This is a genomic window from Paraburkholderia xenovorans (assembly GCF_046030735.1).
GTDB lineage: Bacteria > Pseudomonadota > Gammaproteobacteria > Burkholderiales > Burkholderiaceae > Paraburkholderia > Paraburkholderia xenovorans_A.
Window position 1 is genome coordinate 35,785 of the sequence record NZ_JAQQBV010000024.1, and the last position, 26,839, is coordinate 62,623.

Annotated in this window: 26 protein-coding genes; 7 read left to right on the plus strand and 19 right to left on the minus strand. The window is 63.1% G+C overall.

Translation table 11 applies throughout. The annotated features are described in order from the left end of the window. Positions 1-22: 22 nt before the first annotated feature. Positions 23-802, plus strand: coding sequence for an exodeoxyribonuclease III (locus PQQ51_RS22615; RefSeq protein WP_408499052.1), 780 nt, complete (start codon positions 23-25; stop codon positions 800-802). A gap of 43 nt (positions 803-845) precedes the next feature. On the opposite strand, the gene PQQ51_RS22620 is transcribed toward PQQ51_RS22615, so the two are convergent. The 7 genes from PQQ51_RS22620 to argB form a co-directional block, all read right to left on the minus strand. Next, positions 846-2,099 (minus strand): M48 family metallopeptidase, encoded by a 1,254-nt coding sequence (locus PQQ51_RS22620; RefSeq protein ID WP_408499053.1) that lies wholly within the window; start codon positions 2,097-2,099, stop codon positions 846-848. Further along, on the minus strand, positions 2,081-3,475 hold the full coding sequence (locus tag PQQ51_RS22625) for an AmpG family muropeptide MFS transporter (protein ID WP_408499054.1): 1,395 nt from the start codon (positions 3,473-3,475) through the stop codon (positions 2,081-2,083). The genes PQQ51_RS22620 and PQQ51_RS22625 overlap by 19 nt, the downstream gene beginning before the upstream one ends. A 14-nt stretch (positions 3,476-3,489) precedes the next feature. Then, positions 3,490-4,098 (minus strand): methionine biosynthesis protein MetW, encoded by a 609-nt coding sequence (metW, locus tag PQQ51_RS22630; protein ID WP_408499055.1) that lies wholly within the window; start codon positions 4,096-4,098, stop codon positions 3,490-3,492. Next, on the minus strand, positions 4,095-5,240 hold the full coding sequence (gene metX / locus PQQ51_RS22635; protein ID WP_408499056.1) for a homoserine O-succinyltransferase MetX: 1,146 nt from the start codon (positions 5,238-5,240) through the stop codon (positions 4,095-4,097). The genes metW and metX overlap by 4 nt, the downstream gene beginning before the upstream one ends. A 289-nt stretch (positions 5,241-5,529) precedes the next feature. Next, a complete protein-coding gene (slmA, locus tag PQQ51_RS22640; protein WP_408499057.1) occupies positions 5,530-6,243 on the minus strand; it encodes a nucleoid occlusion factor SlmA in 714 nt (237 codons plus the stop codon). Further along, complete coding sequence (locus PQQ51_RS22645) at positions 6,210-7,013, minus strand: pyrimidine 5'-nucleotidase (protein WP_408499058.1); 804 nt, start codon at positions 7,011-7,013, stop codon at positions 6,210-6,212. The genes slmA and PQQ51_RS22645 overlap by 34 nt, the downstream gene beginning before the upstream one ends. Positions 7,014-7,190: 177 nt before the next feature. Further along, positions 7,191-8,090: an acetylglutamate kinase gene (gene argB, locus PQQ51_RS22650; protein WP_007179687.1), complete on the minus strand. Its 900-nt coding sequence runs from the start codon at positions 8,088-8,090 to the stop codon at positions 7,191-7,193. Positions 8,091-8,353: 263 nt separating this feature from the next. On the opposite strand from argB, the gene PQQ51_RS22655 reads away from it, so the two are divergent. Beyond that, on the plus strand, positions 8,354-8,578 hold the full coding sequence (locus tag PQQ51_RS22655) for a cysteine-rich CWC family protein (RefSeq protein ID WP_408499059.1): 225 nt from the start codon (positions 8,354-8,356) through the stop codon (positions 8,576-8,578). Positions 8,579-8,609: 31 nt separating this feature from the next. Here the strand turns inward: PQQ51_RS22655 and PQQ51_RS22660 are convergent, their stop codons facing one another. After that, entirely contained in the window at positions 8,610-10,223 is a 1,614-nt protein-coding gene (locus tag PQQ51_RS22660; protein WP_408499060.1) for a tetratricopeptide repeat protein, read from the minus strand. Positions 10,224-10,312: 89 nt separating this feature from the next. Here PQQ51_RS22660 and PQQ51_RS22665 point away from each other — a divergent pair, with 89 nt between their 5' ends. Together PQQ51_RS22665 and PQQ51_RS22670 are read left to right on the plus strand one after the other, a co-directional pair. Continuing rightward, positions 10,313-11,623 (plus strand): ATP-binding protein, encoded by a 1,311-nt coding sequence (locus PQQ51_RS22665; protein ID WP_408499061.1) that lies wholly within the window; start codon positions 10,313-10,315, stop codon positions 11,621-11,623. After that, positions 11,620-12,162: a response regulator transcription factor gene (locus tag PQQ51_RS22670; RefSeq protein ID WP_408499062.1), complete on the plus strand. Its 543-nt coding sequence runs from the start codon at positions 11,620-11,622 to the stop codon at positions 12,160-12,162. The genes PQQ51_RS22665 and PQQ51_RS22670 overlap by 4 nt, the downstream gene beginning before the upstream one ends. A gap of 127 nt (positions 12,163-12,289) precedes the next feature. Here PQQ51_RS22670 and hslU read toward each other — a convergent pair whose 3' ends face one another. The 9 genes from hslU to PQQ51_RS22715 all read right to left on the minus strand — a co-directional run bounded on the left by hslU (position 12,290) and on the right by PQQ51_RS22715 (position 22,029). Continuing rightward, complete coding sequence (hslU, locus tag PQQ51_RS22675; RefSeq protein WP_408499063.1) at positions 12,290-13,636, minus strand: ATP-dependent protease ATPase subunit HslU; 1,347 nt, start codon at positions 13,634-13,636, stop codon at positions 12,290-12,292. A gap of 9 nt (positions 13,637-13,645) precedes the next feature. Next, entirely contained in the window at positions 13,646-14,182 is a 537-nt protein-coding gene (gene hslV, locus PQQ51_RS22680; RefSeq protein WP_105511655.1) for an ATP-dependent protease subunit HslV, read from the minus strand. A 398-nt stretch (positions 14,183-14,580) separates the two neighbouring features. After that, a complete protein-coding gene (dksA, locus tag PQQ51_RS22685) occupies positions 14,581-15,000 on the minus strand; it encodes an RNA polymerase-binding protein DksA (RefSeq protein WP_012431412.1) in 420 nt (139 codons plus the stop codon). 632 nt (positions 15,001-15,632) lie between these two features. Continuing rightward, a complete protein-coding gene (locus tag PQQ51_RS22690; protein WP_408499064.1) occupies positions 15,633-16,730 on the minus strand; it encodes a CobW family GTP-binding protein in 1,098 nt (365 codons plus the stop codon). A 266-nt stretch (positions 16,731-16,996) separates the two neighbouring features. Further along, a complete protein-coding gene (locus PQQ51_RS22695) occupies positions 16,997-18,199 on the minus strand; it encodes a class I SAM-dependent rRNA methyltransferase (protein WP_408499065.1) in 1,203 nt (400 codons plus the stop codon). A 94-nt stretch (positions 18,200-18,293) separates the two neighbouring features. Then, positions 18,294-19,217: a tyrosine recombinase XerC gene (gene xerC, locus PQQ51_RS22700; protein WP_408499066.1), complete on the minus strand. Its 924-nt coding sequence runs from the start codon at positions 19,215-19,217 to the stop codon at positions 18,294-18,296. 31 nt (positions 19,218-19,248) lie between these two features. Further along, positions 19,249-19,962 (minus strand): DUF484 family protein, encoded by a 714-nt coding sequence (locus PQQ51_RS22705; RefSeq protein WP_408499067.1) that lies wholly within the window; start codon positions 19,960-19,962, stop codon positions 19,249-19,251. A 204-nt stretch (positions 19,963-20,166) separates the two neighbouring features. After that, entirely contained in the window at positions 20,167-21,030 is an 864-nt protein-coding gene (gene dapF, locus PQQ51_RS22710) for a diaminopimelate epimerase (RefSeq protein WP_408499068.1), read from the minus strand. 114 nt (positions 21,031-21,144) lie between these two features. Then, positions 21,145-22,029: a lipid A biosynthesis lauroyl acyltransferase gene (locus tag PQQ51_RS22715; RefSeq protein WP_408499069.1), complete on the minus strand. Its 885-nt coding sequence runs from the start codon at positions 22,027-22,029 to the stop codon at positions 21,145-21,147. A 289-nt stretch (positions 22,030-22,318) separates the two neighbouring features. On the opposite strand from PQQ51_RS22715, the gene metK reads away from it, so the two are divergent. Further along, entirely contained in the window at positions 22,319-23,509 is a 1,191-nt protein-coding gene (gene metK / locus PQQ51_RS22720) for a methionine adenosyltransferase (protein ID WP_408499070.1), read from the plus strand. Between the two features lie 104 nt (positions 23,510-23,613). Here the strand turns inward: metK and PQQ51_RS22725 are convergent, their stop codons facing one another. Beyond that, positions 23,614-23,982, minus strand: a complete 369-nt coding sequence (locus tag PQQ51_RS22725; protein WP_408499071.1) for a hypothetical protein — start codon at positions 23,980-23,982, stop codon at positions 23,614-23,616. A gap of 471 nt (positions 23,983-24,453) precedes the next feature. Between PQQ51_RS22725 and PQQ51_RS22730 the strand changes: the two genes are divergently transcribed. Next, positions 24,454-25,215 (plus strand): phytanoyl-CoA dioxygenase family protein, encoded by a 762-nt coding sequence (locus PQQ51_RS22730; RefSeq protein WP_408499072.1) that lies wholly within the window; start codon positions 24,454-24,456, stop codon positions 25,213-25,215. A gap of 82 nt (positions 25,216-25,297) precedes the next feature. Here PQQ51_RS22730 and PQQ51_RS22735 read toward each other — a convergent pair whose 3' ends face one another. Beyond that, positions 25,298-25,504 (minus strand): DUF3185 family protein, encoded by a 207-nt coding sequence (locus PQQ51_RS22735; RefSeq protein WP_408499074.1) that lies wholly within the window; start codon positions 25,502-25,504, stop codon positions 25,298-25,300. A gap of 218 nt (positions 25,505-25,722) precedes the next feature. On the opposite strand from PQQ51_RS22735, the gene mgrA reads away from it, so the two are divergent. Beyond that, the gene (mgrA, locus tag PQQ51_RS22740; RefSeq protein ID WP_408499075.1) at positions 25,723-26,766 is read left to right on the plus strand and encodes an L-glyceraldehyde 3-phosphate reductase; all 1,044 of its coding nucleotides are present in this window, start codon (positions 25,723-25,725) and stop codon (positions 26,764-26,766) included. Positions 26,767-26,839: the final 73 nt, after the last annotated feature.

Genomic DNA, 26,839 nt, shown 5'->3' on the forward strand with positions numbered 1-26,839 from the left:
AATCGAACATCAAAGGAACGACATGTTGCGTGTGATTACCGCCAACCTGAACGGCATCCGCTCAGCGGCCAAGAAAGGTTTTTTCGACTGGTTCGGCGAACAGAAAGCCGACGTGCTGTGCGTGCAGGAAATCAAATGCTCGCAGGACGACATGACGCCGGAATTCATGGCGCCGCACGGTTTCACCGGCTATTTCCAGCATGCGGTGAAAAAGGGATATAGCGGCGCGGGCGTGTACACGCGTCACGAACCGGACGAGGTCGTGATCGGCTTCGGCAGCGAGGAATTCGATCCGGAAGGGCGCTATGTCGAAGCGCGTTTCGGCAATCTCTCGGTGATCTCGGTGTACGTGCCGTCGGGATCGAGCGGCGAAGAGCGCCAGCAAGCCAAGTACCGTTTCATGGACGAGTTCATGCCGCATCTCACGGAACTCGCGAAAGAGCGCGAAGTGATCGTGTGCGGCGACGTGAACATCGTCCACAAGGAAATCGACATCAAGAACTGGAAGAGCAACCAGAAGAATTCGGGTTGCTTGCCGGAAGAGCGCGCATGGCTGACGAAGCTGTTCGACGATGTGGGTTACGTCGACGTGTTCCGTACGCTGGATCAGCGCCCCGAGCAGTACACGTGGTGGAGCAATCGCGGTCAGGCGTATGCGAAGAACGTCGGGTGGCGCATCGATTATCAGATCGCGACGGCGGGCATTGCGGGGAAAGCGAAACGCACTGACGTGTTCCGCGACATCAAGTTCAGCGACCACGCGCCGTTGACGGTCGACTACGACCACAAGGTCAAGAAGTAAGCGGATGTTTTGCGGGCGTGCCTGCTGCTGCAGGCCGCCTGTATCACTGCTGGACCTGAACCGTCCGGCGGCGCGGACGGCCCATGCCGGCATAGTCCGGCAACGCATCGACCGTTGTACCGATGGCCTTAGCGTAAAGCGGCAGCATATCCGGCAGTCGCTTGATGATGTCCTGGCGGCGCGCCGGCGTGTACGGATGCACGTAGATGAAACCCCGGTCGCGATCGCTGCGCGTCGCGACGGCCAGTTTGTCCCACAGCGTCACCGCCGCACGGGGATCGAAACCGGCGCGCGACGCGATATCGCTGCCGATCACGTCGGCTTCGGTTTCGTCGGTGTTCTCGTACTTCATTTCCAGCAGCCGCGAACCGATGCCGAGCGGCGCCACGCCCAGATCGGCGAGACCGAAGAGCTGCGGAATCGTACCGGACGAATCGAGCTGGCTCGACTGCAACTCGCCGAGCCGCTCGCGCGCATGCTCGCGCAACGCGTGAGCGATCTCATGGCCGATCAGCACACCCAATTCGTTGTCGTTCAGATGCGCGCGATCGAGCAGGCCGCCGTACACGACGATCTTGCCGCCCGGCAGACAGTACATGCGGATATCGGGCGAGCGCACGACCGCCACGTCCCACTTCCAGTTCTTCGCCCGCTCGTTCCATTTCAGCGAATAGGGGATCAGTTTGTCGACGATCGAATGCACGCGTGTGACGTGCGCGTCGGTGTCGGCATACAGACGGTTTGCGTGCTCGGCGCCGTAGGCGATCTGGTTGAACTCTTCGGCGGCCTGCGCTTCGAGCATCGGCGACGGGATCAGATTGCGGAATACCAGATAACCGCCGAAGCGCAACTGCGGCTTCGGACTGTATGACGCGGAGGCGGGCGTGTTGGGCGTTGCGGCAGCGGGTGCCGAAACGGCCGTTGGCGCTTTAGCCACGGCGGCAGGCGGTGCCGAAGTGGCTGCGGGTGTTCTTGCCGTGACCGGTGCGGGAGTCGTAGGCGTGGGCGTCGGGGAAGAGGGCGGCGTCGCTGCGGCAGGGGCGCTGCCGGTGTTCACGCCACTGGTCGCGACGCCGCTCGCGGCCGAAGTCGCGCTGTCGGCGTTCGCCGTGCTTACGCCCGCGCCGTTGCCGTTTGCCGGCATGGCTGTCGCGTACGCGTCGAACGGCATGATCAGCGCGAGCCCCATGCAACCGATCGTACTTGCCGCGTGCAGCATCGCGCGGCCGGTTGCGAGCGAAGCGGCCGAAGAACCCTCGTTGCGGACGAAGCGTCGCGTCACGACCGGGCCCTCCACGGCGCGATGCGCAGCAGGAGCAGCATGCCGGGCACGGCCAACGCGGTACACACGATGAAGTAATCGAACCAGCCGATCCGCGCGACCACATAGCCGCTCGCCGCCGACGCCAAAGTGCGCGGCACCGACGCGAGACTCGTGAACAGCGCGAACTGCGTGGCGGTATAACGTGGATCGGTAGTGCTCGCGATATAAGCGGTGAACGCTGCCATCGTCAAACCGGTGGCGAAAGTTTCGAGACCATAGACCAGCGCGAGTGCGACCGAACGCGGTTCGAGCTGCACGGCCCAGTCGATGCCGACGAGCGCGAGCAGCTTCGTCGTGCCCTGGCTCAACCAGACAGCGATGTCGTAGATCGCAACGAGCCCCGGCGATGCCGGCCCGAGATGCGCGAGCCACGCAAAGCCCAACGTGGACACCATCTGCAGAATGCCGAAGATCCACAACCCGCGCCCGATGCCGATTTTCATCAGCCAGATGCCGCCGACGATCCCGCCGGCCAGACTCGCGCCGAACGCCGTGGTCTTTGCGATCACGCCGATTTGCGTGCGCGAAAAACCGATATCGAGAAAGAACGACGTGGACAGCGTGGTCGCCATCGTATCGCCGAGTTTGTACAGGAAGATGAAGCCGAGCACGAACAGCGCGCCGCGCCAGCCGTCGCGCTGAATGAATTCGCGAAACGGCTGCACGATCGCTTCGCGCAGATTTTTCGGCGGCGTGCCGTGTACTTCGGGCTCGCGCACCACCAGTGTCATGACCATGCCCGGCAGCATGAACGCGGCAGTGACGATGAACACGGTGGACCACGGCAAATGGTCGGACAGAATCAGCGCGAGCGAGCCCGGCACCAGTGCGGCGATCTTGTAAGCGTTCACGTGAACCGCGTTGCCGAGGCCCTGCTGCGTATCGCTCAACAATTCACGCCGATACGCGTCGATCACGATGTCCTGGCTCGCGCCAAAAAACGCGACCAGCGCGGTTAAAGCGGCGACCGTCCAGATCGAATCTTTCGGCGACACGAAACCGAGCGTGGCGATCGCGCCCGCCACGAGGATTTGCGTGACCAGCATCCAGCCGCGCCGCCGGCCCGGACGCCAGCCCGGAAAACGCGGTACGTAGCGGTCCATCAGCGGCGCCCAGACGAATTTCCACGTGTACGGGAACTGGATCAGCGCAAACAGGCCGATTTCCTTCAGATTGACGCCTTCGGAGCGCAGCCACGCCTGCACCAGGTAGACGAGCGTAAACAGCGGCAGTCCCGACGTGAAACCGAGAAAGACGCAGATCAGCATGCGCGTATTCAGGAACGCGCGCCAGCCGGGATGTTCTTCGTGAGCGGTAAGTGCGGGCGCCTCGTGCGGCGGGTTCGACATGTGGATAAGTGGAGTTAGCTTTTCTTGACGCGATAGACCGCAAGACTACCACGCCAGTTCACGCCCCACCGCACCACCTGGCCGTCGTGCAGCACGACGCGGTCGAGAATCTCGATGCCGACTTCCGGCGCGAGCGCCTCGAAATCCTCGATCGTCAGCACCCGCACGTTCGGCGTGTTGTGCCACTGGAACGGCAGCGACTTCGACACCGGCATACGCCCTTGCAGGACCGAAAGCCGGTGCGCCCAATAGCCGAAATTCGGAAACGACACGATGCATTCCTTGCCCACTCTGACCGTCTCGCGCAGGATCGCGGCGGTCTGATGGATGGTTTGCAGTGTCTGCGACAGGATCGCGAAATCGAAGCTCGCATCCTCGAACAGACGCAGGCCGTCTTCCAGATTCTGCTGGATCACGTTGACGCCGTTTTGCGTCGACGCCAGCACGCCGGCGTCGTTGATCTCGATGCCGTAGCCCAGCACGTCGAGCTCTTCTTTCAGCAGCGACAGCAGCGAGCCGTCGCCGCAGCCGAGATCGAGCACGGTAGCGCGCGGTTCGACCCAGCGGGCGATCGCGCGGAAGTCCGGGCGCAGCGCCAGGTAATCGAGTGCTCGCTGGTTCATGCGTTCACCTCGTTCGCAATACGTTCGTAATAGGCGCGCATCAGATTGTGATAGCGCGCGTCGTCGAGCAGGAAGGCATCGTGGCCGTGCGGCGCGTCGATTTCCGCGTAAGTCACCGTGTGCTTGTGGTCGAGCAGCGCTTTCACCAGTTCGCGCGAGCGGGCCGGCGCGAAACGCCAGTCGGTCGAGAAGCTGGCGATCAGGTATTTCGCCGTGGTGTGCGCGACGGCGGCGCTCAGATCGCCGTCGAAGGCTTTGGCCGGGTCGAAGTAGTCGAGCGCGCGGGTGATCAGCAGATAGGTGTTCGCATCGAAGTAATCGGCGAACTTGTCGCCCTGGTAGCGCAAGTACGACTCCACTTCGAACTCGACGTCGAAGTTGAAGTTGTATGCGTCCACCGCGCCTTCCGCGCGACGCAGCGAGCGGCCGAATTTCTCGGCCATGTCGTCGTCGGACAGATAGGTGATGTGGCCGATCATGCGCGCGACCCGCAAGCCGCGCTTCGGCTTCACGTTGTGCGCGTAGTAGTTGCCGCCGTGGAAGTCGGGGTCCGACAGGATCGCCGAGCGCGCCACCTCGTTGAACGCGATGTTCTGCGCCGACAGCTTCGGCGTGGATGCGACCACGATGCAATGCGCGACACGCTCCGGATACATCATGCTCCACGCGAGCGCCTGCATGCCGCCGAGGCTGCCGCCCATCACCGCGGCGAAACGCGCGATGCCGAATTCATCGGCGACGCGCGCCTGCGCGTTCACCCAGTCTTCGACGGTGACCACCGGAAACGCCGCGCCGTACGGCTTGCCTGTGGCCGGATCGACGCTCATCGGCCCGGTCGAGCCGAAGCACGATCCCAGGTTGTTCACGCCGATCACGAAGAACCTGTTGGTGTCGAGCGGCTTGCCCGGGCCCACCATGTTGTCCCACCAGCCGACGTCTTTGGGATTGTCCGCGTACACGCCTGCCACGTGGTGCGACGCGTTGAGCGCGTGACACACCAGCACCGCATTGCTGCGCGTGGCGTTGAGCGTGCCGTAGGTTTCGACCATCAGGTCGTAACCGGCGAGCGATGTCCCGTTCTGCAAGCGCAATGGCTCGCTGAAATGCATTGTTTGGGGAGCGACGATACCGATCGATTCCATTCATTCCGCCATTTGACAAATACAGGGCGGCTAGACGGCGTCGGCGAAGCACGGAGGAACTACGGTGTGCGCGGCTGACGACCTCTTTAGCCGCATTTATATTGAACCGCGAGAGACGATGTTCCCGGCAGTTCACGCGCCCGCAATCGAGTCAGCAAATCGGCGCGTGGTGTTCTTGATGTGGCGGCCTCTGATAAGCCGAGCCGCCGCAGTCAGGCGCAAAGTATAGCGGAAAACTTGCTGCGGCAGCGTCGTGGACGACCGCGTTGCGCCACGCAGGCCACGCGGACTACTGAAGAATCAGCAGCAGTTGGGCGTCGGCATGCTCGGCGGGCAGCCGCGCGAAGCCGCTGCGTACATAGCGATGCCAGCGGCCGATGATGTAGCTCAACAGCAGGCTCGCGCGGATCGCGGGATCGTAGCCGGCGGGCAGCGGCACGGTGGCGGTGGCGGTGGTTCCGGCCGCCGCTGTGTCGGCATGTTCTGCGTTCGGGTTAGCGGAGGCTTCCGTTTGAGCGAGCCTCAGGCATTGCTTCAATGAAGCTTCGATCCTTTCGAGCATCTGATTGACGCGTTCGGTGAGCCGTTCGTGCTCATTGACCAACGCTTCGCAAGTCAGCACGCGAGTCATGCCGGGATTCCTGGCCGGGAAATTGAGCAGCATCAAGCCGATGGCTCGCGCCTGCAGCACACCGTTCGGTTCCTGCGTGGCGATCTGATTGATCAGTCCGAACAGCGTCTGCTCGATGAACTCGATCAGCCCTTCGAACATCTGCGCCTTGCTGGCGAAATGACGATATAGCGCGGCTTCGGAAACGCCGAGCCGGGCGGCGAGCGCCGCCGTGGTGATCTTCTCGGTTTTGGGCGCCTCCAGCATCGCGGCGAGCGTCTGGAGAATGTGTACGCGGCGCTCGCCCGGTTTCAGGCGTGCCGCGCGTGGCGCAATGGCGGGCGTGGGTTCGTGTTCGGCTACGGCTTCGTCAGGCTTGTCGATCGGCTGCATGGCTGTCGTCCCGTCTGCTGTCCCTTCAATCGAACCGAGCGGGTGCCCAGTCGTAGCGATTTTAACGAACGAATGCTCTTGTCCACATAGTGCGGCCGGCCGGTGCCCGGTAGACGCGTGGGCACGCCGTCGGCATGCGGTTTGCGCGGCAGGTGGCCGGTGATCCACACGGTGCGGATGCCGAGCCGCCGGTAGTTCTTCAGATGCGAACGGGTATCTTCGACAAGAATCGCGTCTTTGAGCGCCACGTGTGCGTCGCGCATTGCCTTGCGCAGCATCGCGTGGTCGGGCTTGGCGCGCCAGCGGCGACGGTCGCGCATGTGTTCGATCGCGATCACCTGCTCGAACAGACGCTCGATGCGCAATTTCTTGAGGACGGCCCGCGCATAAGTCTCCGGCGCGTTGGTCAGCACGATCTTGCGGCCCGGCAACGCCGCGACCAGACGCGCGACGCCGCGCTCGTGGCGGATCATCGAGCCGAGATCGGGAAACGTGTGCACGACTTTCAGGAAGTCGTGCGGGTCGAGCGGATGATGGCGCGTGAGGCCGAGCAGCGCCGCGCCGTAGCGTTGCGTGTAGCCGGTGCGCAGGCGGTTGGCTTCGTCTAGATCGACACCTAGTGAGTCGATGATGTACTGCGTCATCCCCTGATTGATCGCCGGGAAAATCGCATGCGACGCACGGTGCAGCGTGTTGTCGAGATCGAACAGCCAGACCGGACTGCCCGCTGCGATCTGCGGACGACGGCGTCGGGAAGTGGGAGTGCGCATGAGAGGGCGCCGTTCAGGCGTGAGCAGCCGCTTGCTGCAACGGCTGCGAAGGATTGGCGATGCAACGAGCGGTGGTACTGCTGCCCGTCAAGTCCAGCATGTTCGTCAAGTCCGGCAAACACGGCAAACACGGCACGCGTGTTTCGTGTACCGCGTGCGCCGGATGTGACGCATGAATCAATGCGAGCGGATCATCGTGCCGAACGGCTGTTCGGTGAGAATTTCCAGCAGCACCGAGTGTTCGATGCGGCCGTCGATGATGTGCACCGAGCGCACGCCGCTCTTTGCCGCGTCGAGCGCCGACGAGATTTTCGGCAGCATGCCGCCGGAGATCGTGCCGTCGGCGAACAGGCCGTCGATTTCGCGCGCCGACAGATCGGTCAGCAGATTGCCTTCCTTGTCCATCACGCCGGGGATGTTGGTCATCATCACGAGCTTTTCGGCGTTCAGCACGACTGCCAGCTTGCCCGCGACCAGATCCGCGTTGATGTTGTACGACAGACCGTCTTCGCCGAAACCGATCGGCGAGATCACCGGAATGAACGCGTCGTCCTGCAGCGCTTTCACGACCGCGGGGTTGATCGCCTCGACTTCGCCTACTTGACCGATATCGACGTACTGGCCCGGATTGTCGCGATCCGGCATCAGCATCTTGCGCGCGTGGATCAGGCCGCCGTCTTTGCCCGTGAGGCCGACCGCGTGGCCGCCGAAGTGATTGATCAGCGTGACGATGTCTTGCTGCACTTCGCCGCCGAGCACCCATTCGACGACTTCCATCGTCTCTTCGTCGGTAACGCGCATGCCCTGGATGAAGGTGCCCTGCTTGCCGATTTTCTTCAGCGCCTGGTCGATTTGCGGACCGCCGCCGTGCACGATGACCGGATTGATACCGACCAGCTTCAGCAGAATCACGTCGCGCGCGAAGCCTTGCTTCAGGCGCTCCTCGGTCATGGCGTTGCCGCCGTATTTGATGACCACGGTCTTACCGTGATACTGACGAATGTAAGGCAGCGCCTCGGCCAGGATTTCAGCCTTCAGGGTGGGCGCGATCTGCGAAAGGTCGGGAAGCTCGGACATGGCGGCAGGCTCAGGCACGGGACAGTTAAAACAGGGCGAATTGTACAGGACTGGCGCGTTGCAACAGGGTTTTCCACACCAGTCCCGGCGACGGGCGGCGCAGGGATTGCGCACCGCGCAATCGCCGGCCGGCCGTGACCGGAGACAATCAGCGTACCGCTATCCGGTGCGGGACGTAATAGGCCGAACGGACGAGTCGCCGCTGCCCGTCAGTCATGGCATCATGACCCGAATCAGGCTGAAGCGAGATCATCCGGCCCGTCATGAAACCGTCCCCTTCCCGTACGCCAGACGCGCGCTGCCCGCGATGCGGTCGCGCGTTCGATTGCGGCATGCATGCGCAGCCGTTCGACTGCTGGTGCCGCGCGCTCCCGGCACTGCCGGCCGACAGGCTCGATCCGGGCGGTCGCTGCCTGTGTCCCGAGTGTCTGGCCGAGGAGATTGCGCGGGTCGCAGGAGCGGGAGCGGGCGCTTCGGATTTGCGCTGAAGCCGGCGCCTTTTAAGTGCTGCGTGATGAGTCAGGTCGCGCGATGTTGGGCGGCGAGCGCCGCCAGATCACGCGCGACGGCGGCGAGCGCCGGGTCCCATTGGCCGAAGCCCGGCTGCCGGTACAAGGTCGCGGCCGGATACCACGGCGAGTCTGGCCGGTCGAGCAGCCAGACCCAGTGCGGATTCGCGTCGAGCAGAACCCAGGTGCGCCGGCCGAGCGCGCCGCTCAGATGCGCGACGGACGTGCAAACGGTGATCACGAGATCGAGCGCGCAGACGAAGGCGGCGGTGTCGTCGAAGGTGATGAATTCCGCGGTGTGGTCGGTAATCGGCAGACCGGCGGCGCGTGCAGCAGCGACATCCGCAGCCGCACCGGGCTGCAGCGAATAGAACGCGATACCCTCGATGCCGCCGAAATGCGACGCGTAGCGCTCCCAGCCCACGCGCCGGAATCGATTTCGTTGATGGCCGGCACTCCCGGTCCAGGTCAGTCCCACTTTGAGCCTCGGTTCGTCGGCAAGGCGGGCGCGCCATATTTCGCTGGCCGCCGTGTCCGCGCGCAAATACGGCGTCGCGGCAGGAATTGTCGCCTCGCGTGTGTCGAACAGGAGCGGCAGGCTCAGCAGCGGAATCTCGTAGTCGAACGGCGGCAGGGAATCGACGCCGCCGCCCGCGCAGTAATGGTCCACGTGCTCGCCCACGCTGCGGACGAGCAGCGCGCCCATTTGCGGAAACGAATTCCAGACGAGCCGGCCGCGCTCGCGATGCACCCGTTCTGCGAGCAACGGGACATAGCGGCTGAACTGCAATACATCTCCGATACCCTGCTCGCCCCACACCAGCAGCGTTTTGCCCGCGAGCGACTCGCCGCGCCAGGTCGGTGCCGGCATGGCGGGCCGGTTGCCGCCCAGTTCGAGCGAACCGTCCCAGCGCGCTTCGTGCGCAGACCAGCCGTGCATGTAGTTGCCGCGCAAAAGCAGCAACATCGCGAGATTGGATTGCATGGCGGCGTCGCGAGGCGCCAGCGCACATGCACGTTTTGCCGCGCGCTCGGCGTCGTCCCAGCGTTGCGCTTCACGTAGCGCCAGCGCATGGTTGTTGTGCGCCAGCGGGCTACGCGGCGAGCGCCGCACGGCCTGCGCGCCGGCTTCGAGCGCGCGCGGCAGATTCATGCTCGTGCGTGACGCATGCGTCAGATTGATCCACGCGTCGCCGTCGTCGGGATTCTCAGCGAGCGTGCTTTCCAGCAGCGCGATCGTCTCCTTCAGATCGCCGCCCGTGAGCGTCAGCGCGCCGGCGAGGTTGTTGCGCAACTGCGGCACGCGCGGATCCAATGCGAGAGCGCGTCGATACGGCGTGATTGCTTCCGCATGCCGGTTCGCCATCTGTAACGCATAGCCGAAGCGAAAATGCGCCGGCGCGCTGTCGGCATGGAGTTGGGCAATAATGGCGGCGAGCCCGATGGCGTCGTCGAGGCGATGCTGCGCGAGCAACGCTTTGGTCAATGAGCCGAGCGCGAAGTCGTCTAATGGATGGCGTTGTGCGGCGGCAGCCAGGCAACTTGCTTTCGCGCCGAACTCACCGTTGTCATGCGCTTCGACGGCTCGCCGCAGAAAGGTGAGGAAAGCTGATAAAGATGGCATGAGAGAGGGAACGCGTGTCGAAAGCCTGCATGTTATCGACGCGCCCACGTGAAGGCAGTCGGACAACTCCGAACGGGTAAACTGATGTCATGCACCGTATAACCAACACCGGCCGGGTCAATCTCGGTCATCTGTTCTGGCTGCGCAGCCTCGCCATCATCGGCCAGTTGATGACGATCGCGGCCGTGCAGATTTTTATCGGCGTACATCTGCCGCTGCCCGCCATGCTGCTGGTGATCGCGCTCGAAGTGATCTTCAACGGCCTCACATGGTGGCGTGTGTCGCAACAGCGGCCCGAATCCAATCTCGAACTGTTCGGCCAGATCTGGGTCGACCTCGGCGCGCTCTCCGCGCTGCTGTTTCTCTCCGGGGGCACCACCAATCCTTTTGTTTCGCTGTACCTGCCGTCGCTCGCGATTGCCGCCGCGGTGCTGCCGTGGCACTTGATGGCGTGGCTCGCGGTGTTCGCCGTGGCGTGCTACGCGGTGCTCGGTTTCGATTCGGTGCCGCTCAATCTGGATAACCCGGCCAATCTGTTCGACTACTACCGCGCCGGCATGTGGGTCAACTTTATGGTCAGCGTCGGCCTGATCGCGTGGTTCGTCGCGCGGATGTCGCGAGCCCTGCGGCTACGTGACGCAGCGCTCGGAGAGGCGCAGCAGCGCTTGCTGCACGACGAGCGGGCGGTCGCGCTCGGCGTCCAGGCGGCGACGGTCGCGCACGAGATCGGCACGCCGCTGTCTACAATTGCAATGTTGTCCGAAGAATTGCGCGACGCCGCGCGCACCGATCAGGGCCTCGCACCGTACAGCGCGGATCTGGAATTGCTCGAACAGCAAATGACGCTATGCACGTCGGCGCTCGCGCGTCTGCGCAGCCGGGCGTCGACCGTGACGAGCCGGCAGCCTGTCGGCGAGTGGCTCGAGTCGTTCGGCGAGCAATGGCGCCTGCGTCATCCGCATGTGAAGTTCGAGCGGATCGGCGTGCCGCCGCCGGATGTCAGTCTTGACGACACCGTTGCCGTCAGTCAGATTCTGACGATCCTGCTCGACAACGCCGCGCGCGCGAGCCGCGATCACGTGACGCTGGCGTGCAGGCTCGCTGCGCGCGGCGACCTGATCGAATTCGAAGTATGCGACGCGGGTCCCGGCATTCCGTCGACGTTGCGCGGTTCGCTCGGCGCGATGCCGGTCGACAGCACGCAGGGCGGACACGGCGTGGGTCTCTACCTGGCTTTTTCGGCGGCGGCGCGTCTGAAGGGATCGATCGAGTTGACCGATGTCAGCGATATCAAACCGCGTGGCACGCGAGCATTGCTGAAACTGCCGCTCGCCGCGCGCAAATTTTCCGGCACGGGCCGACGAGGCGCTGGGCCTTCCAACACGGAGAAACAGGCATGACCGACAAGAATTTTCTGGTGATCGACGACGATGAGGTGTTCTCCGGCATCCTCGCCCGCGGTCTGACGCGGCGAGGTTATACGGTGACGGAGGCACACAACGCGGACGAGGCCATCAGGTTCGCGAACCAGCACAAGTTCAACCAGATCACCGTCGACCTGCACCTCGGCAACGACTCCGGCCTCACGCTCGTCGCGCCGCTGCGCGATCTGCAACCGGACGCGCGCATGCTGGTGCTGACCGGCTATGCAAGCATCGCTACAGCGGTGCAGGCTGTGAAAGACGGCGCGGACAACTATCTGGCGAAGCCCGCGAATGTCGAGACCATTCTGTCGGCGTTGCAAAGCGAGGCGAGCGCGTTGCAGGCGGAGGAAGCGATCGAACATCCCACGCCGTTGTCCGTCGCGCGTCTCGAGTGGGAACACATTCAACGCGTGCTCGCCGAACACGGCGGCAATATTTCGGCGACGGCGCGTGCGCTGAACATGCACCGCCGGACCTTGCAGCGCAAGCTGGCGAAGCGGCCGGTGAAGCAGTAGGCGCTATTAGCGCGGCTGGAATCTGTCTCGGTCGCAAAACAAAACAAAGCAAAACGGGCTGCCTTGCGCATTCTCTTCGCGCGAGGCAGCCCGTTTTTTATAGGTCAATCGTGAGCTACATCAACCATCACAGCACGTAGCGCGACAAATCCTCGTCTTCGGCCACTTCGTTCAACGCGCGATCCACATACGCCGCATCGATCTGCACGGTTTTGCCCGAGTGGTTGCCCGCCGAGAACGACACTTCTTCGAGCAGCTTTTCGATCACCGTGTACAGACGGCGCGCGCCGATGTTCTCGGTCTTCTCGTTCACCGAATACGCGATTTCGGCGAGACGGCGGATACCGTCGTCGGCGAATTCGAGGTGCACGTCTTCCGTGGCGAGCAGCGCCTGGTATTGCTTGACGAGGCTCGCATCGGTCGACACCAGGATCGATTCGAAATCGTTCACGGACAGCGAATCCAGTTCGACGCGAATCGGGAAGCGGCCTTGCAGTTCCGGAATCAGATCGCTCGGCTTGGCCAGATGGAACGCGCCGCTTGCGATGAACAGAATGTGATCGGTCTTCACCATCCCGTACTTGGTGTTGATCGTGGTGCCTTCGACGAGCGGCAGCAGATCGCGCTGCACGCCCTGGCGCGACACTTCACCGCCGCCCGCTTCATTGCGCGACGCGATCTTGTCGATTTCGTCCAGAAACACGATGCCGTTCTGCTCGACGTTCTGCACTGCCCGGGTTTTCACCTCTTCGTCGTTGAGCATCTTGCCGGCTTCTTCGTCGGTGAGGACCTTGAGTGCTTCCTTCACCTTCAGCTTGCGGCGCGTTTTCTTGCCGCCGCCGATATTGGCGAACATCGAACGAATCTGCTCGGTCATGTCTTCCATCCCGGGCGGCCCCATGATGTCCATGCCGGCTTGCGGCTGTTCGACGTCGAGTTCGATTTCCTTGTCGTCGAGCAGGCCTTCGCGCAGACGCTTGCGGAACGTCTGACGCGTGGTGCTGCCTTCGTCGACGGTATCCGCGGCGCTCGAACTCGCGCCGAAGCCGACCGGCCGCGCGCTCGGCAACAGGATGTCGAGGATGCGGTCTTCGGCCTGATCTTCGGCCTTGGTTCGCACTTTGCGCATTTCCGTTTCGCGCGTCTGCTTGACCGAGATTTCGATCAGGTCGCGCACGATGCTGTCCACGTCGCGGCCCACGTAACCGACTTCGGTGAATTTGGTGGCTTCGATCTTGATGAACGGCGCGTCCGCCAGTTTGGCGAGACGCCGCGCGATTTCGGTTTTGCCGACGCCGGTCGGTCCGATCATCAGAATGTTCTTCGGCGTGATTTCCTGACGCAGCGGTTCTTCAACCTGCTGACGGCGCCAGCGATTGCGCAGCGCCACCGCAACCGCTTTCTTCGCACGGCCTTGGCCGATGATGTGTTTGTCGAGTTCCGAGACGATCTCGGCAGGGGTCATGGTGCTCATCGTGGGTCCTTACTCGATCGTCTCGATGACGCGGTTATGGTTCGTGTAGATGCACATGTCGCCGGCAATCTCGAGCGACTTCTCCACGATCTCGCGGGGCGACATCTCGGTGTTCTGGGCCAGCGCGATCGCCGCGGCTTGCGCGTAGGAACCGCCCGAGCCGATCGCGCAGATGCCGCCTTCCGGATCGAGCACGTCGCCGTTACCGGTGATGACGAGCGTGGTGGTCGCGTCTGCAGTGATCAGCATCGCTTCGAGACGGCGCAGCATGCGGTCGGTGCGCCAGTCTTTGGCAAGCTCGACGGCCGCGCGCGTCAGATTGCCCTGATGTTTTTCCAGCTTCGCTTCGAAGCGGTCGAGCAGCGAGAAGGCGTCGGCCGTGCCGCCGGCAAAGCCGACCAGCACCTTGCCGTTATAGATGCGCCGGACTTTTTTCGCCCCGCCTTTCATCACGATGTTGCCCAGTGTCACCTGGCCGTCGCCGCCGAGCGCGACCTTGTCACCGCGGCGCACCGAGACGATCGTCGTGCCGTGAAATTGCTCCATATGCGTTCCTCTTTGCAAAACGGGTAGGACGCGGCAACGCACTGCGCTACCGCATGAATCCTGAAAGCGGACGACGCGACGCGAAAACCCCACCGGCCGGCGCGCGCTCGTGCAACGCATGTCCGGATTATTTTAGGGCGTGCGCGGTCTTATCAAGAGCCGGCAAATGGCATAAGACAAAAAACGTAGGAGAGTGCTTGCGGCGAGGTTGCCGTAGCCTGACGGCGAACTTCTATTCCGGCGCAGATCGGCGCGGATCAGCGCAACTAAGAGGCAGGATGTGATGGAGAGCGGCGCACCGAAAAGCGCCGTGCAAAAGAAAAAGGCGCACAGATCACCGTGCGCCTCTCGACGAAGCAGCGTAACAGGGCGCGGAGCCGAAGCCGCGCCGCAGGCGTTCAGTCGCCGAACAGCTTCTGGCGCAGTTCGCGGCGTTCCTGCGCTTCGAGCGACAGGGTTGCCGTGGGCCGTGCGAGCAGACGCGGAATGCCGATCGGCTCGCCGGTTTCTTCGCACCAGCCGTAGTCGCCCGAATCGATGCGCGCGATCGATTGCTGCACCTTCTTCAGCAGCTTGCGCTCGCGGTCGCGCGTGCGCAGTTCCAGCGCATGCTCTTCCTCGATCGTTGCGCGATCCGCCGGGTCCGGCACGATTACTGTTTCGCGCAGGTTTTCGGTCGTCTGGCCGGCATTGCGGAGAATGTCCGCTTGCAGCTGTTCGAGCTTGTTCTTGAAGAAAGCGAGCTGATCCTCATTCATGTAATCCTTGTCGCTCATCTTCAGGATTTCGGCTTCAGTCAAGAGTCGTTTCGTCGTCATCTGGCTTGCTTCTTCAATGTGAGGCAAAACTCTTACATAGTGCCCGCACTTTCGTATTGCCCGCAAAGGCGCCACGAGGACGCTGAGCGCCAAGGCGGGCACGGACGATGGACTGTCGTGACGCGAAAGCGCCTCACGCCCACGCGCCGGGCGTCGTTACGCCGTTGCGGGGCCGAACTCCTCTGGAAACCGGTTCTCAATTGCTCCTGAGGCATTGCTTGCCGGCAGCGTACCTTATTCAGGCAGTGCCAGCCGGCATTGTCGGCGTGTCTCCGGACAAGATTTTCCGGCGCCTTTCAGGCCCGGCGCGGGATGCGCGCTAACCGGGCATTTCGTTGTCATTCTCCAGTGGGCACGTATTGTAACTGAATCACAAACCGTCACCGCAACTGGTGAAAATCCCGCCTCAACGCGTAGATATCCCGAAAATATAACGCGCGCACGACTAAAAAGCGATGGTCGTGCACGCTTTAATGACGCAGGGTTTTCACGCGTTTTTCACACACACGACATTTCAGCGACCTTTCGGCAATTTAAACAGACGATTAGTTCGTCGCTTGAAGTGCGAAACCCGCTTTCGGACGCTGCAGCACGGCGCGTGCCGCGCGCGCTGCAGCGCTCGGGGTTAAAGCTCAGACGAGGCAAGCGTCCAGACCGTCGACGATCAGGTCTTGCGGCAGTTCGATGCCGATGAACACCATCTTGTTGGTCTTCTTTTCGATCGGCTGCCATTTGGCGGCGAGATCGCTGCCCATCATCTGATGCACGCCCTGGAACACGACCTTGCGGTCCACGCCCTTCATATATAGCACGCCCTTGTAACGCAGCAGGCGTTCGCCGTAGATCTGCAGAATGCCGCCGAGGAAGTCCTCGAGCTTGTTCGGGTCGAACGGACGGTCGTTGCGGTAGACGAACGACTTGATCTTGTCGTCGTGATGCGCGTGGTGATGGTGATGCCCGTGATCGTGGCCTTCGTGGTCACACTTGCCGTGGTCGTGATCGCAGTTCGCGTGGTCGTGGTCGTCGTGCGTGTGGCCGTGCTCGTCGTGCGCATGCGCGTGGCTGTGCGCGTGTTCGTCTTCGGCGAGGAAGTCCGGATCGATCTCGAGCTTCGAATTCAGGTTGAAGCCGCGCAGGTCGAAGATTTCCTTGATGTCCGCTTCGCCGAAATTGACGATCTTGATCGCCGCGCGCGGGTTCATGTGCAGCAGGCGGTGGCGCAGGTCGTCGAGGTGCTTTTCGTCGACCGTATCGGACTTCGTGATGAACAGGCGATCGGCAAAGCCGACCTGGCGCTGCACCACTTCGTGTTCGTCGAGTTGATGGTTCGCGTGCTTCGCGTCGACCAGCGTGATGATCGCGTCGAGCAGGAATTCGTTGGCGATCTGGTCGTCCATGAAGAACGTTTGCGCGACGGGGCCCGGATTCGCGAGGCCGGTGGTTTCGATCACGACGCGATCGAAGTCCAGTTTGCCGGACTGCTTCTGCTCGGCCAGATCGGCCAGCACACGCGACAGGTCGCCACGAATCGTGCAGCAGATGCAGCCGTTGCTCATCTGGATGATCTGCTCGGTCGTGTCCTGCACGAGGATTTCGTTGTCGATGTTCTCTTCGCCGAACTCGTTCTCGATCACGGCGATCTTCATGCCGTGCTTTTCGTTCAGGATGCGCTTGAGCAGGGTGGTTTTGCCGCTGCCGAGAAAGCCGGTCAGGATGGTGACTGGGATCATGTTGGTCGCCTGTAAGTACGTGAGTCTGTGCGTGATCGGTTGTGAAGCATTGGACGGGCAGCGCGAAAACCACGGCGCGAGCCACTGTGAAATGCTTCTGCTAAGCCGGTTTGCCGGGTGCGGCAGCCTGACGGCGCGCGGCCCGACCTAGCCGGATATTGAAACATATCTGTCAAGCCGGCGCTGGCCGCCACGCTTGTGGACCAGGCTTCGCCCGTTTCGAGGCTTGCCGTGCATGCCGGAAATAGCTCCGAAACTATGGGCGATCAGGCGATTTGCAACAGCAGGCCCTTCAGGTATTCGCCTTCGGGGAATGCGGTGAGCAGCGGATGATCCACGCCGGCGCCGAGCCGCTTGAGAATCCGCGCGTCGACGCGCGCGTCCGCCGCGGCGCCGGAAACGATCTTCTGGAACAGCTCGGAGTCGATCGCGCCGGAGCACGAGTACGTGAACAGCAGGCCGCCGGGGCGCAGCAGCTTGAGGCCCGTCAGGTTGATGTCCTTGTACGCGCGCGACGCGCGGTCCACGTGTTCACGCGACGGCGCGAATTTCGGCGGATCGAGCACGACCAGGTCGAAACGCTCGCCCTCTTCGTGCAGGCGGCGCAGCGTTTTGAACGCGTCTGCATCGAGCCATGCGGCGCGTTCGGCGTCGAAACCGTTGGCGGCCACGTTCTGCTGCGCGATCGCCAGCGCGTCGCCCGACGAATCGATCGACACCACGCGCTTCGCGCCGCCCTTCAGCGCCGCGAGCGAAAAACCGCCGGTGTAGCAGAAGCAGTTCAGCACGTCGCGGTCTTTTGCCAGTTCCTGCACCAGCAGACGGTTGTCGCGCTGGTCGACGTAGAAACCGGTTTTGTGGCCGTTGCGCACGTCGACGTGATAACGCACGCCGTTTTCACTCGCGATCAGCGTATCCGACGGCGCTTCGCCGGCCAGTACGCCGGTGATCTGCTCGAGCCCTTCCTTCTGACGAATCGACACGTCCGAGCGCTCGTACACGTTCGGGCAGCCGGTCGCGCCGGTCAGCGCGGCGACGATCGCGTCCTTCCATGCTTCGACGCCCGCCGCCATGAACTGGCACACGAGCTGGCTGCGCTGGCCTTCGTCCTCGGCGACGTAGTGATCGACGATCAGGCCGGGCAGCCCGTCCGCTTCGCCGAAAATCAGCCGCACCGCGCCGGTGTCGTGGACCATCGTCTGGCGATGCGCGAGCGCGCGCTGCACGCGGCGCTTGAAGAACGCGTGATCGATCGGCTCGTTTTCGTCGAAGCTCCATACGCGCGCGCGAATCTGCGAATGCGGGCTGTAGGCGGCGCGCGCGAGGAACCGGCCGTCGTGCGCGCGCACCAGCACGGTCGCGCCCGGCGCGGGATTGCCGTCGACGCGATCGATCGCGTTCGCGTAGACCCACGGGTGGCGGCGCAGCAGCGACTTTTCTTTCGACGGTTTGAGCGTAACGGTATTCATCGGGTATCAGCGGAGCATGAGGCCGCGCGGCTTGTGAAGCGCGCGGCGGGTGAAGCGAAAGAGGAGACTATGAAGCCGCCGGCAACGAGCGGAATCAGTCGCGTTTTTTGGCGCGTGGATGGGCCTGATCGTAGACGTGCGCGAGATGCTGGAAATCGAGCGCGGTATAGACCTGTGTCGCTGTGATGCTGGCGTGGCCGAGCAGTTCCTGCACCGCGCGCAGATCGCCGCTCGATTGCAACACGTGCGTGGCGAACGAATGCCGCAACACGTGCGGATGCACATTCGCGGGAATGCCGGCGACCAGCGCCGCGCGCTTGACCCGATCGCGCACCACGTTCGGCGACAGACGATTGCCGCGTACCGACAGAAACAGCGGATGCGGATCGTGCTTCACCATCTGATCGCGCACCGCGAGCCATGCGCGCAATGCGTCGAGCGCCTTGCTGCCGACCGGCACGATCCGCCGACGGTTGCCCTTGCCGAGCACTTCGACTTCGGCGGAATCGAGCTTGAGCCAGCCGGCGGAGCGGTAGCCGTCGGCGTCGGCGAAACGGGCGTCGAGGCCCACCAGTTCGGACAGACGCAGGCCCGACGAATAGAACAGCTCCAGCATCGCGTGATCGCGCAGCCCTTCGAGCGACTCGGGCGGCGGGCTTTCCATCAGCCGCGTGGCGTCGTCGACGGACAGCGCCTTGGGCAGCGCTTTGGGCTGCTTCGGTGCGCGCACGGTGGCGACAGGATTGGCCGGCAGATCGACGCGGCCCGCGAGCCAGCGGTAGAACGCGCGCCATGCCGAAAGCCGGTGGCTGATCGAGCGCGCGGTCAGGCCGCCTGCGTGCGCGCGCGAAACGGCACCGCGGATGTCGACCGCGGTGAGGCTTTCGAGCGGCCGCCCTTTGGCCAGCAGCCGGAGTTCTTCGAGTTCGTGCGTGTAGCCGCGCAGCGTGTGCGCCGAGAGTCGCCGCTCGTGTTCGAGATTCGACAGATAGGCGGCGATCGGGGCGGCTTCGGTCACGATGGGCTTTGTTTGGCGCTCGGCGCGCGAATCAACGCGGCAGCAAACGGCTCAGCGCCGCGCTTGCCAACGCGCCGATCTGCGTCAGGAAATCGGTGGCCATGCCTTCGTGGAAGCGGCGGGCGTCCGCCGAGCCCATCACCAGCAGGCCGAATGTCGGCGCTTCTTCCTGGCCCTCGGGGTCGCGCAGCGCGAGCAACGCGATCGATTCGGTCGCATGCGCGGCCGTGCCGTTTGCCGCCGCTTCGTCGCCTGCGGGCGCTGCCGCCGGCGCGAGCCATTGCGCCGCCTCGAAGCCGGTATTCGCGCCGCAGTACGGCGTGGTCAGGCTGTTCGCGAAGATCCGCACTTCTTCGCCGACATGGCGCGCGAAGTCGGCCTGAGCATACGGCTCGGCCACATCCCACACGCGCAGCGCGGCCTGCGGCACGTCGAAGATATCGCGCAGACCGACGGCGACGGTGCGCGGCAATGCATACGGATCGCGTTCGGCCAGCACGCGGATGGTCCAGCGATTGAACTTCGACGCGATGCTGTCGTTCTCGTGACCATAGCGCAGCAACTCGGCGAGACGCCGCTCGAGATGCTTGTTCTTCTCGCGCAGCATTTCCATCTGCCGTTCCTGCAGCGACACCGCGGCTTTGCCATGCGGGTTCGCGAGCCGGATCGTCGCGAGCGTTTCCGCATGTTCGGCGAAGAATTCGGGGTTGGCGAGCAGATATTCGGCGACTTCGCGATCGTTCATGGTTTCGGCTAAAGGACTACAGGACGACGCCTTCTGGCGGCGTATCGGTCAAAGAGTTCGGTCGGCCGGCGAATGCGCTGCGATGGGCGGCGCTGTTCATCGGCCCTGGGTTCGGGCCTTGGGTTCGAAGCTATGCGTCTGCTGCTGCATCCGCAAGCGACAAGCCGATTGAACGGCCCTCGAAGCGGGTCTTGCGCCGGCCGCTCAGTCGGCCAGTTCGATCTCGCCCTGGAACACGGTTGTGGCAGGGCCTGCCATCAGCAGCGGCGAGTCTTGCTGCGTGTTGTCCCACGTGATGGTGAGCTTGCCGCCATGCGTGTGCACCAGCACCGGCGCATCCAGCAACCCGCGACGAATGCCTGCGGCAACCGCCGCGCACGCACCCGTGCCGCACGCGAGCGTTTCGCCGGCGCCGCGTTCGTACACGCGCAGCCGGATCTCGCTACGACCGACGATCTGCATGAAGCCCGCGTTCACCCGCTGCGGGAAACGGGCATGCCGCTCGATCACCGGACCTTCTGTCAGCACGGGGAATTCGTCGACGTCGTCCACCACCTGCACCGCATGCGGATTGCCCATCGACACGACCGAGATCCAGCGCGTGGTGCCGTTCACATCGAGCGGCCAGAGCGTGTCCGCACCTTCGCGGCGGCCTTCGAGGCCCTTGGTGGCGAACGGCACACGCGCCGGATCGAACACGGGCGCACCCATGTCGACGAGCACTTCGCCGTTGTCCTGCATGGTCAAGGTGATCGTGCCGTTCTGCACTTGCACGCGCACGCTGCGCTTGTCGGTCAGACCGCTGTCGCGCACGAATTTGACGAAGCAGCGCGCGCCGTTGCCGCAATGTTCGACTTCGCCGCCGTCGCAATTGAAGATGCGATATCTGAAATCGACGCCCTCGATGCCCGGCTTCTCGACCAGCAGCAACTGATCGGCGCCGACGCCGAAATGCCGGTCGGCGAGCGCGCGCACCTGCGCCGGCGTCAGATTGACCGGTTGGGTGTAGCCGTCGAGCACGACGAAGTCGTTACCCGCGCCGTGCATTTTGGTGAATTTCAGTTTCATCACGCTATTGTAAGTGACGCGCCCGCAGGTCGTTCAACGCGGATTTATTTCCCGCTCGCGTTGGCGATCATGCCGGGCGTTTTCAACCTTGCGAGCCGCGCTGCACCGCTCAGCTCAATAAACACTCGGTTCGCCCGGCGGCCGCGTCTTGAAACGCTTGTGCACCCAATAGTACTGTTCGGGCATCAACGGGATCTGTTCTTCGAGGAACTCGTTCATGCGGCGGGCGTCGGCGTCGTCATCGCCGCTCGGGTAGTTCTCCCACGGCTTGAACACCTTCAATCGGTAACCCTTGTAGTTCGGCAGCACTTCGCCGATGAACGGCACCACCTGCGCATGCCCGACCTTCGCGAGACGGCCCACTGCGGTCAGCGTGCAGGTCGGTACGCCGAAGAACGGCACGAACGTGGAGTTGCGCGCGCCGTAGTCCATGTCCGCGCCGAGCATCACCGGTTTCCTGTCGCGCAACCAGCGCAGCACGATGCGCGCGCTGTCGGCGCGGCTCGCCATGTCCGCGCCGAAACGCGCGCGCGCCGCTTTGGCGACTTCTTCGAGTTCCGGGTTCGACATCGGCTGATAGAGCGAGCCGCATTGGCGCTGCAACGAATAGTTCAGGAAGATCGAGCCGGCTTCAATCCCGACGAAGTGAAAACCCAGAAACAGCGTGGGCGGCAAATCCGGATCGGTCAGATCGATCGCGCTATCGAGCTGGATCAGCTTTTCGAGTTTCTTCGCCGAGCCGAACCATTGCACGCTGCGCTCGAGGTAGCTGCGGATCGCGTGGCGGAAATGTTTTTGCGCGACGTCTTCGCGATGCGCTTCGCTCCACTGCGGAAAGCACAGTTTCAGATTGATATGGACGATGCGCTTGCGGCGGCTCGGAACCTGGTAAAGCAACCAGCCGAGCCCGTCGCCCATCCGGGCGATCAGACCATAGGGCAACAGCGCAAACAGTTTCAGCAGGCCGATCGCGAGTTTCGCGCCGTAGCGGCTCAGCATGTGGCCTCCGTCGACGGGACGCCGGAGATGTTGCGCGCAGCGGGATTCAGGAAAGCGGACAAGTTGACGTAATACCGCACTCGTGGACACTCTGTGACAAACAAAGGAAGTCGCTATAATAATGGCTTCGCCGAGTTAATAGACAACTTGCGGGGCGAAGCCGGGCAGTGCGGGTCCTTTGGGGCCACGCGCGTCACGGTAAGGTAATCCGCTAAAGCGTCGCCGCTTCAAGGCTCCCGAAGCTGGCTACGTGAAACTCAACCGTAACCACACAACAGGAGTCTGAAACGTGGCAAACGACTATCTCTTCACTTCCGAATCCGTCTCCGAAGGCCATCCCGACAAAGTCGCGGACCAGATTTCGGACGCCATCCTCGACGCCATCCTGGCGCAAGACAAGTACTCGCGCGTCGCTGCAGAAACGCTTTGCAACACGGGTCTGGTCGTGCTGGCCGGTGAAATCACCACCACCGCGAACGTCGATTACATCCAGGTTGCGCGCAACACGATCAAGCGCATCGGCTACGACAACACCGATTACGGCATCGACTACCGCGGCTGCGCGGTGCTCGTCGCGTACGACAAGCAATCGCCGGACATCGCGCAAGGCGTGGACCGCGCGCACGACAACAACCTCGATCAGGGCGCCGGCGACCAGGGCCTGATGTTCGGTTACGCGTGCGAAGAAACGCCGGAACTGATGCCGTTGCCGATCCACTTGTCGCACCGTCTGGTCGAGCGTCAGGCCAATCTGCGCCGCGACGGCCGTCTGCCCTGGCTGCGTCCGGACGCGAAATCGCAGGTCACCGTGCGTTACGTCGACGGCAAGCCGCATGCAATCGACACCGTCGTGCTGTCCACCCAGCATTCGCCGGACATCGATCTGGGCACGCTGCGTGAAGCCGTGATCGAAGAAGTGATCAAGCCGACGCTGCCCGCCGAGCTGATCAAGGGTGACATCAAGTTCCTCGTGAACCCGACCGGCCGGTTCGTGATCGGCGGTCCGCAAGGCGATTGCGGGCTGACGGGCCGCAAGATCATCGTCGATACGTACGGCGGTGCCGCACCGCACGGCGGTGGCGCGTTCTCGGGCAAGGATCCGTCGAAGGTCGACCGTTCGGCGGCTTATGCCGGCCGTTATGTCGCGAAGAATATCGTGGCCGCCGGTCTGGCTTCGCGCTGCCTGATTCAGGTGTCGTACGCGATCGGCGTCGCGCAGCCGACTTCGGTGATGGTCAACACGTTCGGCACGGGCCGCGTGTCGGATGCCACCATCACGCGTCTGGTGCAGGAGCATTTCGACCTGCGTCCGAAGGGCATCATCCAGATGCTCGACCTGCTGCGCCCGATCTATGAAAAGAGCGCGGCCTACGGCCACTTTGGCCGCGAAGAGCCGGAATTCACGTGGGAAGCGACCGATAAGGCGCTGGCGCTCGCCGAAGCCGCCGGCACGGAACCGGTCGCCGCGCTCGCGGAATAAGCGCGCACAACACGTTCGCTTCAAACAAAAAACCCCGCCGGTGCGAGCCGTGCGGGGTTTTTTGCTACTTGCCGCCTGTCACTGCCTTTCCCGCGACGCCGCGCTCAGCGGCTCGCAAAGGCGAACGCGAACCAGCCGGTGCTGCCGTTCGTCGACAGACGGCGCGGCCGGCGCGTCGAGCTGCGCGGCGCGGCTACCGGTTCACGGCGCGGGGCGGCGAGGCGCAGCGGCGTCGGTTTGCGCAACAGCGTGCGCAGCGAAAAACGACGCGAACTGCCTTGCAGACGCAGCCCGGAGAAGAAGGTGTGGAACCACGTGCGGATGCCGTCGACTGCTTTGGCATCGCGCCAATGCGCGCCGAGCGCGCGAGTGCGGGTGGCATGGTGACGCAGCGCGCGCACCACGTGGCGGCGCGCGGGACGCGCGGCCTTCAGCGCTGCGCGGGTAAGACGGGTGGTCAGAAGAGTATGCATGGCTTCACAGGTAGGCAATGTGTCGCGCGACGGAATGTCCGCCGTAAAGAGCAGCAAATGTGCCAATAGCAGGATCGGAACGGACGGCGCGACAGCCTGGAATTCGACGGAAAGTGGCGCAAACGGCGGGGTGGCGGCCAGCAGAGGCCTGCGCGTGCCGCGTAAGCGCGGAAATGGCGATCAACATAGGTGCAGGCTACACGTGATTCATGACGTCAGAAAGTCCGTTTTTACCCTGCGAATACGGGTATTTACGGGGGGATTTGACATCGCGGTCTGTCAGATCGTGCCCTTTGCGAACGATTTTCGTGCACGTTTTCCCGCTCGGCGTGCTGCGTCGTCCGTCATCGCGCATAAAGCGGTACTTGAGCATGGGGCTCGACAAAGGTGAACCCGAAGGTGAAACAGTGCGCAGCCCGATCGCGCCCGTTTTACAATCGAACATCAGCCAGTCGAAAGTAACGGAACACCATGTCACTTCACTCGAAAAAAGAGCAGATTCAAACGTTGCGGGAGCAAGGTTTTGTCGTTGTGCCCGGATTGATGTCGCCCGCGCGTTGCAGCGAGTTGAAGCAGATAGCGGAGCGGCAGTTGCACGAAGCGGCGCAGCCGATCGAGTTCGAAGCGGATCTGCGTTATCCCGGCGCGCCGGAGTCGAAGTATGCACCGGGCGGTCATACGGTTCGTCGGCTGCTGGACGCGTATGGGCGTCATCCGGCCTTCGCGCAGTGGGCGACCGCGCCGGAGATTCGCGGCTGGATGGAGCTGTATTTCGGTGAAGAGCCGCGCCTGTCGCGCGCGCACCATAACTGCATGATGACCAAGCACCCGGCCTACGGCAGTTTGACCGGTTGGCATCGCGACGTGCGGTACTGGTCGTTCGAGCGGGACGATCTGGTGTCGGTGTGGCTGGCCGTGGGGGCGGAGAGAGTCGATAACGGTGCGCTGTGGCTGGTGCCGGGATCGCATAGCGCGGCATTTACGTCGGATCGCTTCGACGAAGCCAAGTTTTTCCGATCGGATCTGGAAGAGAATCAGGCGCTGATTCGCACCGCTGTCTCGCCCGAGCTTCAGCCCGGCGATGTGGTGTTTTTCCACTGCAACACACTGCATTCGGCGGGCAAGAATCTCAGCGATCAGGTGAAGTTTTCGCTGGTGTACACGTACCACGGCGCGAGCAATGTGCCGTTGCCGGGGACGAGGTCGGCGGCGAAGCCGGAGGTGGCGTTCTAGTTGGCGCCTCGCGAGCGGTGCTTCGGGTAGATCTGCACGAACGGCAGCAGACCTTCGGAAACGCCGCTTGTACGAAACACGCTCAACGCTTCCTTCCCGACAGCGCCATCCCCGTCAAACCCGCAATCGTCGCGATCACACCGCCGACGATCAGCATGATCGCCTTGTTGGTCGGCGAACCGGTGAACACACGCGACACCTCGCTGCTCACGGAATTGAACGCCTGGCCGCCGAAATACAGCAGCACGATACCGCCGACAATCAACGCGATGGAAATCGCTTTCGTCATGAACCACTCCTCCGATACGCTTTAGTCGGCCAAAGTGTAGGGGAGCTGCAAGCGATCGTCCATCGTGCTTGCCGAACGTCTGCACGTATTGCGTCGATTGGCTAACATAGCGGTCTCGCTTCACCTTCATAAAAATAATCCAGCAAGCCTCCCGCAGCATGTGATCTCCTCGCGTCCCGCGCTCGTGTCGGGCGATTTCACCAACAAGGACTCTAGCAATGGCTTACGAAGCAGCTTCAGAACGCTATTCGGACATGCAGTACCGCGTCAGCGGCAAGTCGGGTCTCAAACTGCCGGCGCTGTCTCTCGGCTTGTGGCACAACTTCGGCGACACCACGCCGATCTCCACGCAGCGCGACATCCTGCGCACGGCCTTCGACCTGGGCATCACGCACTTCGACCTCGCGAACAACTACGGCCCGCCGTACGGCAGCGCGGAAACCAACTTCGGCCGTCTCTTCAAGGATGACTTCAAGCCGTATCGCGACGAACTGCTGATCTCGTCGAAGGCCGGTTGGGATATGTGGCCCGGTCCGTACGGCCAGGGCGGCGGCTCGCGCAAGTACGTGCTCGCGAGTCTCGATCAAAGCCTGCAGCGCATGGGCCTCGATTACGTCGACATCTTCTATTCGCATCGTTTCGATGCCGACACGCCGCTCGAAGAAACCGCCGGCGCGCTGGCGAGCGCCGTGCAACAGGGCAAGGCGCTGTACATCGGGATCTCGTCGTACTCGGCCACGAAGACCGCGGAAATGGCGAAGCTGCTCGCCGAGTACAAGGTGCCGCTGCTGATTCACCAGCCGGCGTACAACATGCTCAACCGCTGGATCGAACACGAACTGCTGGATACGCTCGAAAAGGTCGGCGCGGGCACCATCGCGTTCACGCCGCTCGCGCAAGGTCTGCTGACAGGCAAATACCTGAACGGCGTGCCGGACGACGCACGCGTCAACAAGCCGGGCGGCGGTTCGTTGAAGCAGGAGCATCTGAGCGGGCAAAACATCGAACACGTGCGCAAGCTCAACGACATCGCGCAGCGTCGCGGACAAAGCCTTGCGCAAATGGCGCTTGCGTGGGCGCTGCGCGATCCGCGCGTGACGTCGGTGCTGATCGGCGCGAGTCGCGCGGAGCAGGTGCGCGAAAATGTGGGGGCGTTGAAGAACCTCGCGTTCTCGAAAGAAGAGCTCGCGGAGATCGACCGCTATGCGACCGAAGGCGGCATCAACCTGTGGGAGAAGCCGTCGACGGATCAGGCGATCTGATTTCGAACGCATTCTCGTGCGTTCGAAGTTGCGGTCGTCGCAATCGCCGCAGTAACGGAAAAGCCGCCCACGA

What these genes read in the sequence shown, in the direction of transcription:
- PQQ51_RS22715 (WP_408499069.1), bottom strand. Translation starts at nt 22,029, where the DNA reads ATGCTGAGCCGCTACGGCGCGAAACTCGCGATCGGCCTGCTGAAACTG.
- PQQ51_RS22665 (WP_408499061.1), top strand. Translation starts at nt 10,313, where the DNA reads ATGCACCGTATAACCAACACCGGCCGGGTCAATCTCGGTCATCTGTTC.
- PQQ51_RS22690 (WP_408499064.1), bottom strand. Translation starts at nt 16,730, where the DNA reads ATGATCCCAGTCACCATCCTGACCGGCTTTCTCGGCAGCGGCAAAACC.
- PQQ51_RS22660 (WP_408499060.1), bottom strand. Translation starts at nt 10,223, where the DNA reads ATGCCATCTTTATCAGCTTTCCTCACCTTTCTGCGGCGAGCCGTCGAA.
- PQQ51_RS22625 (WP_408499054.1), bottom strand. Translation starts at nt 3,475, where the DNA reads ATGTCGAACCCGCCGCACGAGGCGCCCGCACTTACCGCTCACGAAGAA.
- dksA (WP_012431412.1), bottom strand. Translation starts at nt 15,000, where the DNA reads ATGACGACGAAACGACTCTTGACTGAAGCCGAAATCCTGAAGATGAGC.
- argB (WP_007179687.1), bottom strand. Translation starts at nt 8,090, where the DNA reads ATGTCCGAGCTTCCCGACCTTTCGCAGATCGCGCCCACCCTGAAGGCT.
- PQQ51_RS22695 (WP_408499065.1), bottom strand. Translation starts at nt 18,199, where the DNA reads ATGAATACCGTTACGCTCAAACCGTCGAAAGAAAAGTCGCTGCTGCGC.
- PQQ51_RS22725 (WP_408499071.1), bottom strand. Translation starts at nt 23,982, where the DNA reads ATGCATACTCTTCTGACCACCCGTCTTACCCGCGCAGCGCTGAAGGCC.
- dapF (WP_408499068.1), bottom strand. Translation starts at nt 21,030, where the DNA reads ATGAAACTGAAATTCACCAAAATGCACGGCGCGGGTAACGACTTCGTC.
- hslU (WP_408499063.1), bottom strand. Translation starts at nt 13,636, where the DNA reads ATGAGCACCATGACCCCTGCCGAGATCGTCTCGGAACTCGACAAACAC.
- PQQ51_RS22670 (WP_408499062.1), top strand. Translation starts at nt 11,620, where the DNA reads ATGACCGACAAGAATTTTCTGGTGATCGACGACGATGAGGTGTTCTCC.
- PQQ51_RS22735 (WP_408499074.1), bottom strand. Translation starts at nt 25,504, where the DNA reads ATGACGAAAGCGATTTCCATCGCGTTGATTGTCGGCGGTATCGTGCTG.
- metW (WP_408499055.1), bottom strand. Translation starts at nt 4,098, where the DNA reads ATGAACCAGCGAGCACTCGATTACCTGGCGCTGCGCCCGGACTTCCGC.
- PQQ51_RS22655 (WP_408499059.1), top strand. Translation starts at nt 8,354, where the DNA reads ATGAAACCGTCCCCTTCCCGTACGCCAGACGCGCGCTGCCCGCGATGC.
- PQQ51_RS22705 (WP_408499067.1), bottom strand. Translation starts at nt 19,962, where the DNA reads ATGAACGATCGCGAAGTCGCCGAATATCTGCTCGCCAACCCCGAATTC.
- hslV (WP_105511655.1), bottom strand. Translation starts at nt 14,182, where the DNA reads ATGGAGCAATTTCACGGCACGACGATCGTCTCGGTGCGCCGCGGTGAC.
- mgrA (WP_408499075.1), top strand. Translation starts at nt 25,723, where the DNA reads ATGGCTTACGAAGCAGCTTCAGAACGCTATTCGGACATGCAGTACCGC.
- slmA (WP_408499057.1), bottom strand. Translation starts at nt 6,243, where the DNA reads ATGCAGCCGATCGACAAGCCTGACGAAGCCGTAGCCGAACACGAACCC.
- PQQ51_RS22645 (WP_408499058.1), bottom strand. Translation starts at nt 7,013, where the DNA reads ATGCGCACTCCCACTTCCCGACGCCGTCGTCCGCAGATCGCAGCGGGC.
- PQQ51_RS22615 (WP_408499052.1), top strand. Translation starts at nt 23, where the DNA reads ATGTTGCGTGTGATTACCGCCAACCTGAACGGCATCCGCTCAGCGGCC.
- metX (WP_408499056.1), bottom strand. Translation starts at nt 5,240, where the DNA reads ATGGAATCGATCGGTATCGTCGCTCCCCAAACAATGCATTTCAGCGAG.
- PQQ51_RS22730 (WP_408499072.1), top strand. Translation starts at nt 24,454, where the DNA reads ATGTCACTTCACTCGAAAAAAGAGCAGATTCAAACGTTGCGGGAGCAA.